At 69.9% G+C, this 15,453-nt stretch carries 16 protein-coding genes; 10 read left to right on the forward strand and 6 right to left on the reverse strand.

Going from position 1 to position 15,453, the window contains the following annotated elements; translation table 11 throughout:
- On the reverse strand, positions 1-491 hold a 491-nt coding region (locus BFF77_RS17210), incomplete at its 3' end, for a DegT/DnrJ/EryC1/StrS family aminotransferase (RefSeq protein ID WP_141698456.1).
- A gap of 252 nt (positions 492-743) precedes the next feature.
- On the reverse strand, positions 744-1,670 hold the full coding sequence (locus BFF77_RS17215; protein WP_079125232.1) for an RNA polymerase sigma factor SigF: 927 nt from the start codon (positions 1,668-1,670) through the stop codon (positions 744-746).
- A 234-nt stretch (positions 1,671-1,904) separates the two neighbouring features.
- Between BFF77_RS17215 and BFF77_RS17220 the strand changes: the two genes are divergently transcribed.
- On the forward strand, positions 1,905-2,273 hold the full coding sequence (locus BFF77_RS17220; RefSeq protein ID WP_066950282.1) for an STAS domain-containing protein: 369 nt from the start codon (positions 1,905-1,907) through the stop codon (positions 2,271-2,273).
- Positions 2,274-2,475: 202 nt separating this feature from the next.
- On the forward strand, positions 2,476-2,967 hold the full coding sequence (locus BFF77_RS17225) for an ATP-binding protein (protein WP_066950285.1): 492 nt from the start codon (positions 2,476-2,478) through the stop codon (positions 2,965-2,967).
- 222 nt (positions 2,968-3,189) lie between these two features.
- Here BFF77_RS17225 and BFF77_RS17230 read toward each other — a convergent pair whose 3' ends face one another.
- Positions 3,190-4,785, reverse strand: coding sequence for a peptide MFS transporter (locus tag BFF77_RS17230; RefSeq protein WP_066950288.1), 1,596 nt, complete (start codon positions 4,783-4,785; stop codon positions 3,190-3,192).
- A 215-nt stretch (positions 4,786-5,000) separates the two neighbouring features.
- Between BFF77_RS17230 and BFF77_RS17235 the strand changes: the two genes are divergently transcribed.
- Both BFF77_RS17235 and BFF77_RS17240 read left to right on the forward strand, forming a co-directional pair.
- Positions 5,001-5,678 carry a response regulator transcription factor gene (locus BFF77_RS17235; protein ID WP_066950291.1) on the forward strand — a complete coding sequence of 226 codons (678 nt, stop codon included), beginning with the start codon at positions 5,001-5,003 and terminating at the stop codon, positions 5,676-5,678.
- Between the two features lie 111 nt (positions 5,679-5,789).
- The gene (locus BFF77_RS17240; protein ID WP_066950295.1) at positions 5,790-7,064 is read left to right on the forward strand and encodes an ATP-binding protein; all 1,275 of its coding nucleotides are present in this window, start codon (positions 5,790-5,792) and stop codon (positions 7,062-7,064) included.
- Here the strand turns inward: BFF77_RS17240 and BFF77_RS17245 are convergent.
- Positions 7,043-7,618 carry a GtrA family protein gene (locus BFF77_RS17245; RefSeq protein WP_079125233.1) on the reverse strand — a complete coding sequence of 192 codons (576 nt, stop codon included), beginning with the start codon at positions 7,616-7,618 and terminating at the stop codon, positions 7,043-7,045. The genes BFF77_RS17240 and BFF77_RS17245 overlap by 22 nt on opposite strands.
- Positions 7,619-7,839: 221 nt before the next feature.
- On the opposite strand from BFF77_RS17245, the gene BFF77_RS17250 reads away from it, so the two are divergent.
- The 3 genes from BFF77_RS17250 to BFF77_RS17260 all read left to right on the forward strand — a co-directional run bounded on the left by BFF77_RS17250 (position 7,840) and on the right by BFF77_RS17260 (position 10,783).
- Positions 7,840-8,991 (forward strand): 5-(carboxyamino)imidazole ribonucleotide synthase, encoded by a 1,152-nt coding sequence (locus BFF77_RS17250; RefSeq protein ID WP_079125234.1) that lies wholly within the window; start codon positions 7,840-7,842, stop codon positions 8,989-8,991.
- A complete protein-coding gene (purE, locus tag BFF77_RS17255) occupies positions 8,988-9,524 on the forward strand; it encodes a 5-(carboxyamino)imidazole ribonucleotide mutase (RefSeq protein ID WP_066950302.1) in 537 nt (178 codons plus the stop codon). Before BFF77_RS17250 ends, purE begins: the two co-directional genes overlap by 4 nt.
- 83 nt (positions 9,525-9,607) lie before the next feature.
- The gene (locus BFF77_RS17260; RefSeq protein ID WP_066950323.1) at positions 9,608-10,783 is read left to right on the forward strand and encodes a dipeptidase; all 1,176 of its coding nucleotides are present in this window, start codon (positions 9,608-9,610) and stop codon (positions 10,781-10,783) included.
- Positions 10,784-10,944: 161 nt separating this feature from the next.
- Here the strand turns inward: BFF77_RS17260 and BFF77_RS17265 are convergent, their stop codons facing one another.
- Positions 10,945-11,307 carry a VOC family protein gene (locus BFF77_RS17265; protein ID WP_066950305.1) on the reverse strand — a complete coding sequence of 121 codons (363 nt, stop codon included), beginning with the start codon at positions 11,305-11,307 and terminating at the stop codon, positions 10,945-10,947.
- Positions 11,308-11,401: 94 nt separating this feature from the next.
- Here BFF77_RS17265 and BFF77_RS17270 point away from each other — a divergent pair, with 94 nt between their 5' ends.
- Complete coding sequence (locus BFF77_RS17270) at positions 11,402-11,920, forward strand: CGNR zinc finger domain-containing protein (protein ID WP_066950308.1); 519 nt, start codon at positions 11,402-11,404, stop codon at positions 11,918-11,920.
- 116 nt (positions 11,921-12,036) lie between these two features.
- Here the strand turns inward: BFF77_RS17270 and BFF77_RS17275 are convergent, their stop codons facing one another.
- The gene (locus tag BFF77_RS17275) at positions 12,037-13,383 is read right to left on the reverse strand and encodes a UDP-glucose dehydrogenase family protein (protein WP_066950311.1); all 1,347 of its coding nucleotides are present in this window, start codon (positions 13,381-13,383) and stop codon (positions 12,037-12,039) included.
- 183 nt (positions 13,384-13,566) lie between these two features.
- Here BFF77_RS17275 and BFF77_RS17280 point away from each other — a divergent pair, with 183 nt between their 5' ends.
- On the forward strand, positions 13,567-14,739 hold the full coding sequence (locus BFF77_RS17280; protein ID WP_066950314.1) for an acyl-CoA dehydrogenase family protein: 1,173 nt from the start codon (positions 13,567-13,569) through the stop codon (positions 14,737-14,739).
- Positions 14,740-15,073: 334 nt separating this feature from the next.
- The gene (locus BFF77_RS17285; protein ID WP_066950317.1) at positions 15,074-15,397 is read left to right on the forward strand and encodes a hypothetical protein; all 324 of its coding nucleotides are present in this window, start codon (positions 15,074-15,076) and stop codon (positions 15,395-15,397) included.
- The last annotated feature ends 56 nt before the right edge of the window (positions 15,398-15,453 follow it).

Genomic DNA, 15,453 nt, shown 5'->3' on the forward strand with positions numbered 1-15,453 from the left:
TCCCTGGCCGCGGCCAGGGACGCACGCGACGCCGGGTCCGCCACCGCCAGAAACCCGCCGGTCCTCGCGCCCACATGCTTGGAGAGGCTGAACACGGACGCGTCGCCGAAGCTCCCGACCGGCTCTCCCGCCACCTCGCTGCCCAGCGCGTGCGCCGCGTCCTCGATCAGCGGAATGCCCAACGCGTCGCACCGGGACCGCAGTTCGGGCGCCGGATCGGGATTCCCGTACAGATTGGTGGTGAGTACGGCGGACAGCCCGCGCCAGCACGCGTCGGGCACGGCCGCCGGATCGAGAGATCCGTCCCGTGCGTTCAACGGCGCCTGTACGGGACGGAGCCCGGCCGCGAGCACCACAAAGAAGATCACGTCATCGTTGACCGGCGACATAAGGACGCGCCCACCGGGCGGACACCAGTGGCGCAGCGCCACATACAGCCCCAGACGGCAGGAGGGCATGTACACACATTCCCTGCCCAGCCGCCGGCGCATCAGCGCCTCCAGCGTCGTGTACGCCGAAGAGGCGCCGTCGTCGTCCGTGTCGTCCGCCGGGTGTCCCGTGCGCGCCGGAAGCACCGAGTGCTCCGGCGGGCAGCCCTCCCCAAGAGCCATTCCGTTTCCCCCCTGCCCCCGGCTCAATGTGGCCCATACCGGACGAGCCGTCAACAACGCCGAAGGGCCCGCCCTGTGCACGGGCGGGCCCTTCGGCGACGGTGCCGCGACGGCCGTGGCCGCCGCCGGGTGCTACTCGTCCAGCGTCAGTGCCTTTCTGAGCCTGGTGAGCGTGCGTGAGAGCAGCCGGGACACATGCATCTGGGAGATGCCGAGCTCCTCGCCGATCTCCGACTGCGTCATATTGGCGACGAAGCGCAGGGAGAGGATTTTACGGTCCCGTTGCGGAAGGCATGCGATCAGCGGCTTGAGCGACTCGATGTACTCGATGTCCTCAAGTCCGTGGTCCTCGTAACCGATCCGGTCCGCGAGCGAGCCCTCGGTGCCGTTCTCGTCGGGCTGGGCGTCCAGCGAACTCGCGGTGTAGGCGTTGCTCGCCGTCATGCCCTCGACGACCTCGTCCTCGGAGATGCCGAGGTGCTCGGCGAGTTCGCCGACGGTGGGCGCGCGGTCGAGCCGCTGCGCCAGTTCGTCGCTCGCTCCGGCGAGGCCGAGGCGGAGTTCCTGGAGTCTTCGCGGGACGCGCACCGACCACGACGTATCGCGGAAGAAACGCTTGATCTCGCCGACGACGGTGGGCATCGCGAAGGTCGGGAACTCGACACCGCGGCTCAGCTCGAACCGGTCGATGGCCTTGATCAGGCCGATCGTGCCGACCTGGACGATGTCCTCCATCGGTTCGCTGCGGGTGCGGAACCGGCCGGCGGCGAATTTCACCAGGGCGAGATTCAGTTCGACCAGGGTGTTACGGACGTACGCGTGTTCGTGCGTGCCCTCTTCGAGGGACTCCAGCCGGGCGAAGAGTGTCTTCGACAGGGCCCGTGCGTCCACGGCCCCGACTTCGGCGAAGGGCGGAATCTCGGGCAGATCCGCCAGACCTGCCGGGACGCCCGGACCCGCCGGGGTTCCCGGACCTGCTGGGGCTCCCGGGGCCGCAGGACCTGCCGGGGCTGCCGGGCCGGACGGGACTGACATGGTCTCCTCCATCGTTCTCGGCATATGGCTGCCGACGCCAGTACGTGTTCGCAGCGGTGTGCGGCGCCTCCGAAGCCGGCCGTGTCGGGTGTGTCCCTTCCAGCCCTACCGGTTCACCCCGGATCGTTGCAAGTGTAAATTGTGCTGTTTGCCCGCAATGCTGGGGACTTGGAGTACCGAGCCGCGTGTGAAAGGCGTAATGTTCGACCGGCGATGGCAACTGACACGCGGCATCTGACAACAGCGAAGAGGACGGGCATGGACCGCCAGACAGTCGGCAGCGTGAACCGGGGCCGGCTTCGGGTCGAGGTTCGGACCGAGGGCCGGAGTGAGATAGTGACAGTGGTCGGTGAGCTGGATCACCATACGGCCGAGGTGTTGCGGGCGCCTCTCGACGACGCGCTCGAACAGGGCCGGGCACGGCTGGTGATCGACTGTTCGCGGCTTGAGTTCTGTGACTCCACCGGGCTCAACGTGCTGCTCGGTGCCCGCCTCAAGGCGGAAGCCGCAGGGGGAGGGGTTCATCTGGTCGGCATGCTGCCGGTGGTGGCACGCGTCTTCGAGATCACCGGCGCGGACGCCGTGTTCGCTCTCCATGACTCGATGGACGAGGCCCTGACCGACTGAACCGGCCGAATCGGTTGAGACGGCCGGGGCCACTGGGCCCCAGGGGGTTTCCTCGGATTCGCGTTCCGGCTCGTGCCCCTTTCCGAGAAGTGGGTGTTGTCACGATTCGGAGGGGCAGAAGACCCCCGGTGGGCCGCACAGGATCCTGCACACTCTGTATTCATGAACTCGTGAATCGGTGAATCGGTGAGGTGAAGCGCTGATGAGCACCACCCGGCAGCCTCGGCCGGGCGACCTCGGCCCCGAGCCGGACGCGGCGGAAGCGTCTTCCGCGCCGTCCGGTGTACGGGTGCGGACGCTCGCGCTCTCCGGCGCCAGCGGTGTCGTCCCGTTGTCGCGCGATTTCACCCGCCAGGCGCTCCACGACTGGGGATGGCTTCCCGCGTCGGCCGCGGACCGGCGGGCGGCGGCGGAGGACGTGCTGCTCGTCGTCTCCGAGCTGGTCACCAACGCCTGTCTGCACGCGGAGGGGCCCGAGAGGCTACGGGTCACCTGCACCGCCAAGGTGCTGCGGCTGGAGGTCACGGACCGCGGCGCGGGACAGCCGGCGCCGCGCACCCCGCACCGCGCGGGACGGCCCGGCGGCCACGGCATGTTCATCGTCCAGCGGCTCTGTCTCGACTGGGGCGTGACCAGGACGCCGGGCACCACGGGCAAGACGGTCTGGGCGGAGCTGGCCGCGCCGCCGATGTAACGCGCGTAAATGTACGCGAATGTGCCGTACGGCGGTCCGCCCTGCCCTCGGGTACGAGGAGGCCCGTCGCCCGGCCCGGCCGCCCGGCCCGTGCAGCCCCCGGCCCGTGCGGCCCCGGCCGTGCAGCGGTGGCCCAGCTGTGACCGGCCACATGTGGCATGCGTCTCTGTGGCATGCGCCTATATGGTCGGGCCCTGTATGGCTGGGCCCTATGGGGTCGGCTCAGTGGATGTCGCCCATCAGCGCCCGCACCCTTCTGCGGTACATGAAGAGCGCGCCGCCCGCCGCGACGGCGAGCACCGCCTCCAGCGCCACCACTCCCGCGCGGCTCAGATCGGCTCCGGCGATGGAGAGCATCCCGGTGACCGAGTCGCCCGCGGTGACCGCCAGGAACCAGACGCCCATCATCTGGCTCGCGTACTTCACCGGCGCCGTCCTCGTCGTCACCGACAGACCCACCGGCGAGACGCACAGCTCCCCGACCGTCTGGATCAGATAGATGCCCACCAGCCACATCGGGCTGACCAGGGTGCCGTCGCCCGACATCACCAGCGGGACCAGGAAGAAGAGGAACGAGACGCCGACGAAGAACAGCCCGGCGGCGAACTTCGCGACCGTGCCGGGCCCCTGGCCGCCCCGGTTCAGCCAGAGCCAGAACCACGCGGCGACCGGCGCCAGCGCCATGATGAACACCGGATTGAGCGACTGGTACCAGGAGGTCGGGAACGTCAGCCCGAAGAGCCGGCCGGCGGCCCTGGTCGTACCGAACGCCTGGACCGTGGAGCCGCCCTGGTCGTAGATCATCCAGAAGACGGCGGCGGCGACGAAGAACCAGATGTACCCCGACATCCTGCTCTGCTCGGCCGAGGTCAGCTCCTTGTCGCGCTTGATCCGGATCAGCACGCCGGCCGGGACGGCGACTCCGGCGAGCGTCAGCGGGACCATCGCCCAGTTCGGGGTGAAGTGGCCGCTGAGGCCGACGGCTCCGTAGATCACGGCGGCGACCAGCAGCCAGGCCATGCCCCTGCGCAGCCAGGTCGCGCGCTCCTCGCGGGACAGGGGCGTGGGGACCACGCTGCTGCGCGGGCTGAGATGCCTCGTACCGAGCAGGAACACGAGCAGGCCGATGCCCATGCCGACGGCGGCGAGGACGAAGCCGAGATGCCAGTCGTACGTCTCGCCCACGGTGCCGATGACCAGCGGCGCGAAGAAGGCGCCCAGGTTGATGCCCATGTAGAAGACGGTGAAGCCGCCGTCGCGGCGCGGGTCGCCGGTGCCGCCGCCGGCGGTGCCCGCACCGGCGGCACCGGCGTTGTCGGCGTCGGCAGCGTTGTCCGCGTTGTCAGCGTTGTCGTAGAGATGGCCGACCATCGTGGAGATGTTCGCCTTCAGCAGCCCCGAGCCCAGCGCCACCAGCGCCAGCCCGGCGAAGAAGCTCCTCGATCCCGGCAGGGCCAGCACGAGATGGCCCGTCATGATCGTGCAGGCCGCGATGGTCACGGTCCTGCGCGGGCCCCAGACACGGTCGCCCAGCCAGCCGCCCGGCAGCGCCAGCAGATACACCATGGACAGATAGATGGAGTAGACGGCCGTCGTCGTGGCCAGATCCATTCCGAGCCCGCCGGGCTGAAGGCCCTTCGACGCGTCGGGGCCGCCGGAGAGCAGATAGATGGTCAGCAGGGCCTTCATGCCGTAGAAGCTGAAGCGCTCCCACATCTCGGTCATGAAGAGGGTGGCCAGTCCGCGGGGATGGCCGAAGAAGGTTTTCTCCGGGCCTGTGGGGAGGCTGGGCGGGTCCTTCGTCAGGCTGGACGCCATGGGGTCGTTCGTTCCTTCCGGCACCGGACCGGCGGTGGGTCCGGCCACCATACGACAGGACAGAGTGGCATATGGGGGGACTTGGGATAATGAATCCTAGGTGGTGATGGAATAACACACTTATATTCGAAGGTGGATCACCGGATCGAACCCTGGACCCGCAGGGGTCGCGGAGCGCGGCCCGAGCGCCGCCCCGTGCGGTCTACCATCACCACATGACCCGTGTACTGCTCGCCGAGGACGACGCTTCCATCTCGGAGCCGCTGGCCCGCGCCCTGCGCCGGGAGGGTTACGAGGTCGAGGTCCGCGAAGACGGTCCGACCGCGCTGGACGCCGGACTCCAGGGCGGTGTGGATCTGGTCGTGCTCGATCTGGGCCTGCCCGGCATGGACGGCCTCGAAGTCGCCCGCAGACTGCGCGCCGAGGGCCACGCCGTACCGATCCTGGTGCTGACCGCCCGCGCCGACGAGGTGGACACCGTCGTCGGACTGGACGCCGGTGCCGACGACTACGTGACCAAGCCGTTCCGGCTCGCCGAGCTGCTCGCCCGGGTACGGGCGCTGCTGCGGCGCGGCGCCGCCGACCCGTCCCCGGCCCCGGCCACCCATGGCGTACGGATCGACGTCGAGTCGCACCGCGCCTGGATGGGCGACGAGGAACTCCAGCTCACCGCCAAGGAGTTCGACCTGCTGCGGGTCCTCGTCCGGGACGCGGGCCGGGTCGTCACCCGTGACCAGCTCATGCGCGAGGTCTGGGACACCACCTGGTGGTCCTCCACCAAGACCCTCGACATGCACATCTCCTGGCTGCGCAAGAAACTCGGCGACGACGCGGCGAACCCGCGCTACATCGCCACGGTGCGGGGCGTCGGCTTCCGCTTCGAGAAGAGCTGAAGCGAGCGCGACCGCGGAAGATTCGAGGAGCGCCGGAATTTCGAGAAGCGCCGAAAGTAGAGCCGACGCCTCGGGCCGTCGAACGCGTCACCTCGCCCGGAGGGCAGCACCATGCGCCGTCGTCTGATCAATTCCACGCTCGCCGTGGTACTCGTCGTCATCGCCGTGTTCGGTGTCTCGCTCGTCATCGTCGAGACGCGCACGATCAGCAACAGCGCCCAGGAGAGCGTGGAGACCGAGGCGGTACGCCTGGTGAGCATCGTCGACAGCCGGCTCCTCGGCGGCGACAACATCTCGGCCAAGGTCCTCTCCGAGCAGATCGACCGGACGCGGTACGCCAGGATCGAGATCCCCGGACGGGCGCCCGTCGAGATCGGCACCCGGCCCACCGGCAGCGTCATCCGCGGCCACGCCGACGGCGAGGAGGGCGAGACCGTCACGGTCGAGGAGGCCCGCTCCTCCATCAACCGGGAGGTCGGCAGAACGCTGCTGATCATCGGCGCGGTGGCCCTGCTCGCCGTGATCGCCGCCGTCCTGCTGGCCGTACGGCAGGCGAACAAGCTGGCCTCGCCGCTCACCGATCTCGCGGAGACCGCGGAGCGCCTGGGCTCGGGTGATCCGCGCCCACGGCACAAGCGGTACGGAGTGCCCGAGCTGGACCGGGTCGCCGATGTCCTCGACTCCAGCGCCGAACGCATCGCGCGGATGCTCACCGCGGAGCGGCGGCTCGCCGCGGACGCCTCGCACCAGCTCCGTACGCCGCTGACCGCGCTGTCCATGCGGCTGGAGGAGATCTCCGCCACCGACGACCTGGACACCGTGAAGGAGGAGGCGATGGTGGCGCTGACGCAGGTGGAACGGCTGACGGACGTGGTGGAGCGGCTGCTCACCAATGCCCGGGATCCGCGTACCGGCTCGGCCGTCGCCTTCGACCTCGACGAGGTCGTCAAGCAGCAGATCGAGGAGTGGCGCCCGGCCTACCGCAGCGCCGGACGCGCCATCGTCTGCTCGGGCCGGCAGGGCATGCGGGCCGTCGGCACCCCGGGCGCGGTCGCCCAGGTGCTCGCGGCGCTGATCGAGAACTCACTGATGCACGGTGGCGGTACGGTCGCGCTGCGTACCCGGGTCACCGGCAACCAGAGCGTGATCGAGGTGACCGACGAGGGCCCGGGCGTCCCGGCCGATCTCGGCGCGCGCATCTTCGAGCGGACCATCAGCGGACGCAACTCCACCGGGATCGGGCTGGCCGTGGCGCGCGATCTGGCGGAGGCGGACGGCGGCCGGCTGGAACTGCTCCAGCAGCAGCCGCCGGTCTTCGCCCTCTTCCTGAGCCGTGAGGCCGGTACGCGCAAGGCGCAGAAGGATCAGGACCGTCCGGTCCGCTGACGCGCACGCGCGAGAGCCTGGTCCGTGGCGTCCACCGCGTCCGCCGTGTCCACCGCGCCTGTCGCGCTCGCCGCGCTCGCCGTGAGTGAGCCGGCCGCGGGAGCGGTCCGCTCGGCGCCGCCCGGCAGGGTCCTGAACACCCAGGTGCGGTAGGACCAGAAACGGAAGAGCGTGGCGACGCCGATGCCCAGGAACTTGAAGACATTGCTCTGGAGCGGGCTGTCCCAGTCGAAGCCGTAGGTCGCGGTGTAGAGCACACCGTTCTCGATCACCAGGCCGACCGCGCTGAACAGCAGGAAGAGCGAAAGCTCCTTGGTGCGGCGGTTCTTGTCGCGGTCGCGATAGGTGAAGTAGCGGAAGCCCACATAGTTGAAGGCGATCGCCACGACGGTGGCCAGGACGCTGGCCCGGACCACGGGCAGGGAAGTGGTGTGCCGTACGAGATTGAAGACCAGGAGATTGACCAGCAGACCCGCGCCGCCCACCGCGCCGAACTTGGCCACCTCGCGTACGAGCCGGTCCAGTCGCACGCGGAGTGCGCCCCGTTCGCTCATATGCCTGTTCAGCCCCGTCCGGTCGACGTCAGTTCCGACCATGCTAACCAGGGCCTCCCACGGCCGCCTGGGCGACCGTATGTGAGGAAAAACCACCACGTTGAGTGGCTGAAAGTAACTGAACGTGACAGCGTGCGGGCGATGGTGGCGGGCGGGTGACGCGCGGGGTGACGGAGGTCGCACGCGGACGGGCCCCGGCGGGCGGCGGATACCCTGGGAGCGTGACGTTCCCGGTAGTCGGCATGGTCGGCGGCGGTCAGCTCGCCCGTATGACCCACGAGGCGGGTATCCCCCTCGGCCTCAGATTCAAGCTTCTCAGTGACACCCCGCAGGACTCGGCGGCCCAGGTGGTGAGCGACGTCGTGATCGGCGACCATCGCGATCTGGACACGCTGCGTGACTTCGCGCGTGGTTGCGATGTGATCACCTTCGATCACGAGCATGTCCCGATCGAGCATCTCCGTGCCCTGGAGGCGGACGGCATCGCTGTCAGGCCGGGCCCCGACGCGCTGGAGCATGCCCAGGACAAGGGCGTGATGCGCGCCCGTCTCACCGAGCTGGGCGCTCCTTGCCCGCGCCACCGCATCGTGGCCGGTCCGGCGGATGTCACGGCCTTCGCGGCCGAGGTGGGCGGCTTCCCCGTCGTCCTGAAGACGGTGCGCGGCGGCTACGACGGCAAGGGCGTCTGGCTCGTACGGTCCGAGGCGGACGCCGAGCAGCCGTTCCGGGCCGGGGTTCCGGTGCTCGCCGAGGAGAAGGTCGACTTCGTACGGGAGCTGGCCGCGAACATCGTGCGCTCGCCGCACGGCCAGGCCGTGGCCTATCCGGTGGTCGAGTCGCGGCAGGTCGACGGAGTCTGCGACACGGTCGTCGCGCCGGCGCCCGGTCTGCCCGACGAACTGGCGGGAGAGGCCCAGCGGCTCGCCCTGCGGCTCGCCGCCGAGCTGGGGGTCGTCGGCCATCTCGCGGTGGAACTCTTCGAGACCCGAGACGAGGACGGGACGCCCGGCATCCTCGTCAACGAACTGGCGATGCGCCCGCACAACTCGGGGCACTGGACCCAGGACGGCGCGATCACCTCGCAGTTCGCCAACCATGTACGGGCCGTGCTGGATCTGCCGCTCGGCGATCCGCGTCCGCGCGCGCCCTGGACGGTCATGTGCAACGTCCTCGGTGGCGACTATCCCGACATGTATGCGGCCTATCTGCACTGCATGGCCCGTGACCCGCAGTTGAAGATCCATATGTATGGCAAGGACGTGAAGCCCGGCCGCAAGGTAGGGCATGTCAACACCTACGGCGACGACTTGGACGACGTGCTGGAGCGCGCCCGCCATGCCGCCGGCTATCTCCGAGGAACGATCACCGAATGACCTCATCTCCCGTCGGACCACTTGTCGGTGTCGTCATGGGCTCGGACTCCGACTGGCCCGTCATGGAGGCCGCAGCGAAGGCCCTCCACGAGTTCGAGATCCCGTACGAAGTCGACGTCCTCTCCGCCCACCGGATGCCGCGCGAGATGATCGCGTACGGCGAGGACGCGGCCGGGCGCGGGCTGAAGGCGATCATCGCGGGCGCGGGCGGCGCGGCCCATCTGCCGGGCATGCTCGCCTCGGTGACCACGCTGCCGGTGATCGGCGTGCCCGTCCCGTTGAAGTATCTGGACGGCATGGACTCGCTGCTCTCCATCGTCCAGATGCCGGCCGGCGTCCCGGTCGCCACGGTGTCGGTGGGCGGCGCCCGTAACGCGGGGCTGCTGGCGGCCCGGATCCTCGCGGCGTACGACCCGGAACTGCGCACCCGGATGCGGGAGTTCCAGCAGGAGCTGAACGAACAGGCCACGGAGAAGGGCAAGCGGCTGCGGGCCAAGGCCGAGGGCGCGGAACACTTCGGGTTCGGCCGGTGAGCGCCGCCGCGAAATCCTCCGGGGCCGTGACGTCCGCCGGCGGCGCGAGCTCTCCCGGCGCCGACGAGTTCCTCGCCCAGGCGATCGGACTGCTCTCCGAGTTCCCCGTGGTGGACGGCCACAACGATCTGCCGTGGGCGCTGCGGGAGCAGGTCCGCTACGACCTGGACCGGCTCGACATCGCCGGCGACCTGTCGGCGCGGCTGCACACGGACATCCCCCGGCTGCGGCGCGGCGGTGTCGGAGGACAGTTCTGGTCGGTGTACGTACGGTCCGACATGGCCGGTGACGACGCGGTCAGCGCGACGCTCGAACAGATCGACGTGGTCGGCCGGCTGATCGCCCGCCATCCGCGCGATCTGGTCCGCGCGCTGACGGCGGACGACCTGGAGAGCGCGCGCCGCGACGGCAGAATCGCCTCGCTCATGGGCGCCGAGGGCGGCCACTCCATCAACAACTCCCTCGCGACCCTGCGCGCACTCCATACTCTGGGTGTTCGCTATATGACGCTCACCCATAACGACAACAACGCGTGGGCGGATTCGGCGACCGATGCCCCGGGTGTGGGCGGGCTCTCCGCCTTCGGCCGTGAGGTCGTCCGCGAGATGAACCGGACCGGCATGCTGGTCGACCTCTCGCATGTGGCCGTCACGACCATGCGGGACGCGCTGGCGGTGAGCGAGGCGCCGGTGATCTTCTCGCACTCGTCGGCGCGGGCGGTCTGCGACCATCCGCGCAATGTCCCGGACGATGTGCTGGAACTGCTGCCGGCGAACGGCGGGGTCGCGATGGCCACGTTCGTACCGAAGTTCATCCTGCCCGCGGCGGTGGCCTGGACCCTGGCCGCGGACGAGAACATGCGGGCGCACGGTCTGCATCCGCTCGACACCACGCCCGGGGCCATGAGGATCCATGGGGCCTTCGAGGCGGAGCACCCGCGTCCGGTCGCCACGGCGGCCACGGTCGCCGACCATCTCGACCATATGCGCGAGACCGCCGGTGTCGACCACATCGGGATCGGCGGCGACTTCGACGGTACGGCCTTCACCCCGCGGGGCCTGGACGATGTCTCGGGCTATCCGAATCTGATCGCGGAACTCCTCTCCCGCAAGTGGTCGACGGCGGACCTCGCCAAGCTGACCTGGCAGAACTCGGTCCGCGCACTGCGCGCGGCGGAGGACGTGGCGCGCGCCGCCCAGGCCGTACGGGGTCCGTCGCGGGCGACGCTGGAGGAACTGGACGGTGAAGGGGCGGCCTGAGCGGGCCCCCGCGACCCGGTCGCCCGGCGACCGGGTCGCGCCCTTGGCGTCCTGACAACTCGGTGACCCGGCGCGCGTAGGAGCCAGCTCGCGCGCCGGAGCCCGTTCGCACGTCGCGTGTGCCGGGCGCGCCGGGCCGGTTCCGGCGGGTGCGGAGGGGTTCAGCCGGCGCAGAGACAGAACGGGTGCCCCGCGGGATCGGCGTAGACACGCCACGAGCGCGTGGGGTCCGCCGCGTCCAGCGCGGTCGCGCCGAGGGCCAGCACATGCTTCTCCGCCGCGTCCAGATCCTCGACGGTCAGATCCAGATGGAACTGCTGGGAGCCGTCCGGCGCGGGCCAGGCCGGAGGCACGAAGCCGGGCGCGACCTGGAACGCGAGCGCCGTCCCGGTCGCTCCGGTCAGATCCACCCAGCCGTCGCCGTCGTCCTCGATCTCGCCGCCCAGCACCTGGGCGTAGAAGCCGGCGAGGGCGACGGGATCGGGGCAGTCCAGGACGACGGTGCCGAGCGTGGCGATGGCCATGACGTTCTCCTTCTCGCGTGTTACCGCTAGAGCTCCTCAACCGGTAACGGCTGTGGTGACTGCATGCTCCCGCACAGGAGGTAGCGTCGCAACCATGAATGACAGGCCGTCCGCACCTGGTGGGCTCGCCCTCATCGAGGCCCTGGTGAACACGCTGGACATCGAGACGGGCGCCGACTCCCTCGACTCACCGGACGGACGCGCGGCCTTCGGCCTCACCGAACGGGACGCCGTCGCGGCCCGCGAACTGCGCGAGGCCCTGCGTACGGTCTGCCTCGCCCACGCGGGCCACCGTCCGAGGGGCCGCTCGACCGCTGACCTGGACCGTCTTCTGGCCGCCGCGCCGCTGCGGGTCGCCGTCGACACCGACGGCGCCGCCGCCCTCCGCCCGGCCGCGGCCCCCGGCGCGCTGGTGTCCCGGGTCGCGGAGGCGATAGCGGCGGCGGTCGCGGAGGGCACCTGGCTCCGCCTCAAGGCGTGCGAGGCGGAGGACTGCCAGTGGGTGTACTACGACCGCAGCCCGGCGGGGCGTGGGCGCTGGTGCTCGATGTCGGTATGCGGAGCCCGAGCGAAGATGCGGACATACCGCGCGAAGCGGGGCCCGGCGGTCTGAGGGTTTGTTGTGCGGGTGCGTATATCCAAGCCCGTCCGGCGATCGAGGACGGAACCGTCAGCCCCGGTGACGGGTTCGTGAGCGGCGGGGGCGACCGGAGAGGGACCGGGCGGAGATCAGGCCCGGGGGCGGCCCATCGCGCGGTAGGTCCAGCCCGCCGCGCGCCAGCGGACCGGGTCCAGGGCGTTGCGGCCGTCCAGGATCAGCCGCCGCGCCGCCGCCGCGCCCAGGACCACCGGGTCCAGCTCGCGGAACTCGCTCCACTCCGTCAGATGCAGCACGACATCCGCGCCGCGTACCGCCTCCACCGCGGAGTCCGCGTACCCCAGCGTCGGGAAGACACGCTTCGCGTTCTCCATGCCCTTGGGGTCGTACACCGTCACCTGCCCGCCCTGGAGATGGATCTGCCCGGCGACATTGAGCGCGGGGGAGTCCCGTACGTCGTCGGAGTCCGGCTTGAAGGTCGCGCCCAGGACGGCGACGCGCTTCCCGAGGAAGGAGGAGTCGCCCCCCACGGCCTCACGTGCCAGCTCCACCATGTCGCGGCGGCGGCGCATGTTGATCGAGTCGACCTCGCGCAGGAAGGTCAGGGCCTGGTCCGCGCCCAGTTCGCCCGCGCGTGCCATGAACGCGCGGATGTCCTTCGGCAGACAGCCGCCGCCGAAGCCGATTCCCGCGCGCAGGAACTTGCTGCCGATCCGTTCGTCGTGGCCGAGTGCCTCCGCGAGCTTCGCGACATCGCCGCCGGCCGCCTCGCAGACCTCCGCCATCGCGTTGATGAACGAGATCTTCGTGGCCAGGAAGGAGTTCGCGGAGGTCTTCACCAGCTCGGCGGTCGGGAAGTCCGTCACCACGAACGGCGAGCCTTCCCCGACCGGCGTCGCGTACACCTCGCGCAGCGTCCGCTCGGCGTGCCCGCCGCGGACGCCGACCACGATGCGGTCGGGGTGCAGGGTGTCCGCCACGGCGAAGCCCTCGCGCAGGAACTCCGGGTTCCAGGCCAGCTCCACCCGGGCGCCCGCGGGCGCCAGTTCGGTGATACGGGCCGCCAGCCGTTCCGCGCTGCCGACCGGCACCGTGGACTTGCCGACGACCAGCGCGGGCCTGGCGAGATGCGCGGCGAGGCTGTCGACCGCGGAGTCGACGTACGACATGTCGCACGCGTACTCGCCGTGCTTCTGCGGGGTGTTCACACAGATGAAGTGCACATCGCCGAACTCCGCGACCTCCGCCCAGTCCATGGTGAAGCGCAGCCGGCCGCTCGACCCCTCGATGCCCGCGACATGCTTGCGCAGCAGCTCTTCGAGGCCCGGCTCGTACATCGGCACGCGGCCCGCCGAGAGCATCTCGATCTTCTCGGGGACCACATCGAGCCCGAGGACCTCGAAGCCCAGCTCCGCCATGGCCGCCGCGTGCGTGGCGCCGAGATAACCGGTGCCGATCACTGTGATCTTGAGGGCCATGGGGTGCTCCAGGGGACGGGCGGCGGGGGTGCGGGCCTGAGCATAGCCCCGCGTAGTGACAGCTCCGCGGGGCACTTGTCCGCAGGTTGAAGGCTGTCGGCAAACTCACCTGTACCTGCGGGAGCTCCGCCCCTAAAATTGGGTTACTTAACGGTAGTTAGCATCCCTGGGGAGTGAAGGACCGTGGCCGGATCGGCTGATTTCGACCTGTACCGCCCGTCCGAGGAGCACGACATGCTCCGCGAGACCGTGCGCGCGCTCTCCGAGGCGAAGATCGCGCCCTTCGCCGCCGCGGTCGACGAGGAGGCCCGCTTCCCGCAGGAGGCGCTGGACGCGCTGGTCGCTTCGGATCTGCACGCCGTCCATGTGCCGGAGCAGTACGGCGGGGCCGGGGCCGACGCGCTCGCCACCGTGATCGTGATCGAGGAGGTCGCGCGGGCCTGTGCCTCGTCGTCCCTGATCCCGGCCGTGAACAAGCTCGGCTCGCTGCCCGTGATACTCGCCGGCGGCGAGGACCTGAAGAAGAAGTACCTGGGCCCGCTGGCCAAGGGCGACGTGATGTTCTCGTACTGCCTCTCCGAGCCGGACGCGGGCTCCGACGCGGGCGGGATGAAGACCAAGGCCGTACGGGACGGCGACCACTACGTCCTCAACGGCGTGAAGCGCTGGATCACCAACGCCGGTGTTTCCGAGTACTACACGGTGATGGCCGTCACCGATCCGGAGAAGCGCACCAAGGGCATCAGCGCGTTCGTGGTGGAGAAGGGGGACGAGGGCGTCTCGTTCGGCGCCCCGGAGAAGAAGCTCGGCATCAAGGGCTCCCCGACGCGCGAGGTCTACCTCGACAACGTCCGTATCCCCGCCGACCGGCTGATCGGCGCCGAGGGCACCGGCTTCGCCACCGCCATGAAGACGCTGGACCACACCCGCATCACGATCGCCGCCCAGGCCCTCGGCATCGCGCAGGGCGCGCTCGACTACGCCAAGGGTTATGTCCAGGAGCGCAAGCAGTTCGGCAAGCCGATCGCCGACTTCCAGGGCGTGCAGTTCATGCTCGCCGACATGGCGATGAAACTGGAGGCCGCGCGCCAGCTCACCTACTCCGCCGCCGCCCGGTCGGAACGCGTCACCGCCGGCGCCGCCAAGGAAGACCTGACCTTCTTCGGCGCGGCGGCCAAGTGCTTCGCCTCCGACGCCGCCATGGAGATCACCACGGACGCGGTCCAACTCCTCGGCGGCTACGGCTACACCCGCGACTACCCGGTGGAGCGCATGATGCGCGACGCGAAGATCACCCAGATCTACGAAGGCACCAACCAGATCCAGCGCATCGTCATGGCCCGCAACCTGCCGTAGCAGGGTTTTTGCAGGTCAGCGGCCCTGTGGCCCGGTCAGGGCTTCCTTGCTGATTCGGCTGCTCGACTGGGCGTGCGGGTCAAGCGATCACGGTTGACGGAACGGGAAACCGCGTAACCTCCCCGGAGCCCGCCGCTCCTGCGACCGGTCGGGGAGGCTGCCGCCAGTACGGCGCCGACCTGGGCGAACTCCGGCAGGCTGATCAGTGGTCCTCGATCGATTCAAGGTTTCCACAAGCCCGGACGCGCACAGTCGGATCAGTTGGTGACCGCGAGGGCGGGTCTTTCGCCCTGGCGGTCACCGTTCGGGTGCGTCCGACCTTCCAGGAGGAACCTTGTCCGTCACAGCTACGGCAAAGAAGCTGTTCGCCGTCGGTGTCTCGTCGCTCGCCATCGCCGCAGCGCCGTTGGGCACGGCGGTTGCCGCCGAGGCCGCGCCCTCGGCGGCGGCTTGTGTGAAGTGGACAGACAGCGCCGGCCCCGGTGCCGCAGGCCGCGGGCACGCGGACTGTACCGGCATGAACGTGTACGTCGTCACCACGGTCAACTGCGCCGACGGAAGCTCTTCCAGGAGCGCCAAGAGGTGGGAGTACGCGAAGGCCGAGTGCCCCTACGCGATCAAGGCTCGCTCCGTCACGTTCGTCACCAGCAAGTCTTAGGGGGAGGACGCGCGTCCCCACATGCGGGGGCGGCGCGGGCAGATACGACGAGGCCC

This window comes from Streptomyces lushanensis, assembly GCF_001700515.1.
Taxonomy (GTDB): domain Bacteria; phylum Actinomycetota; class Actinomycetes; order Streptomycetales; family Streptomycetaceae; genus Streptomyces; species Streptomyces lushanensis.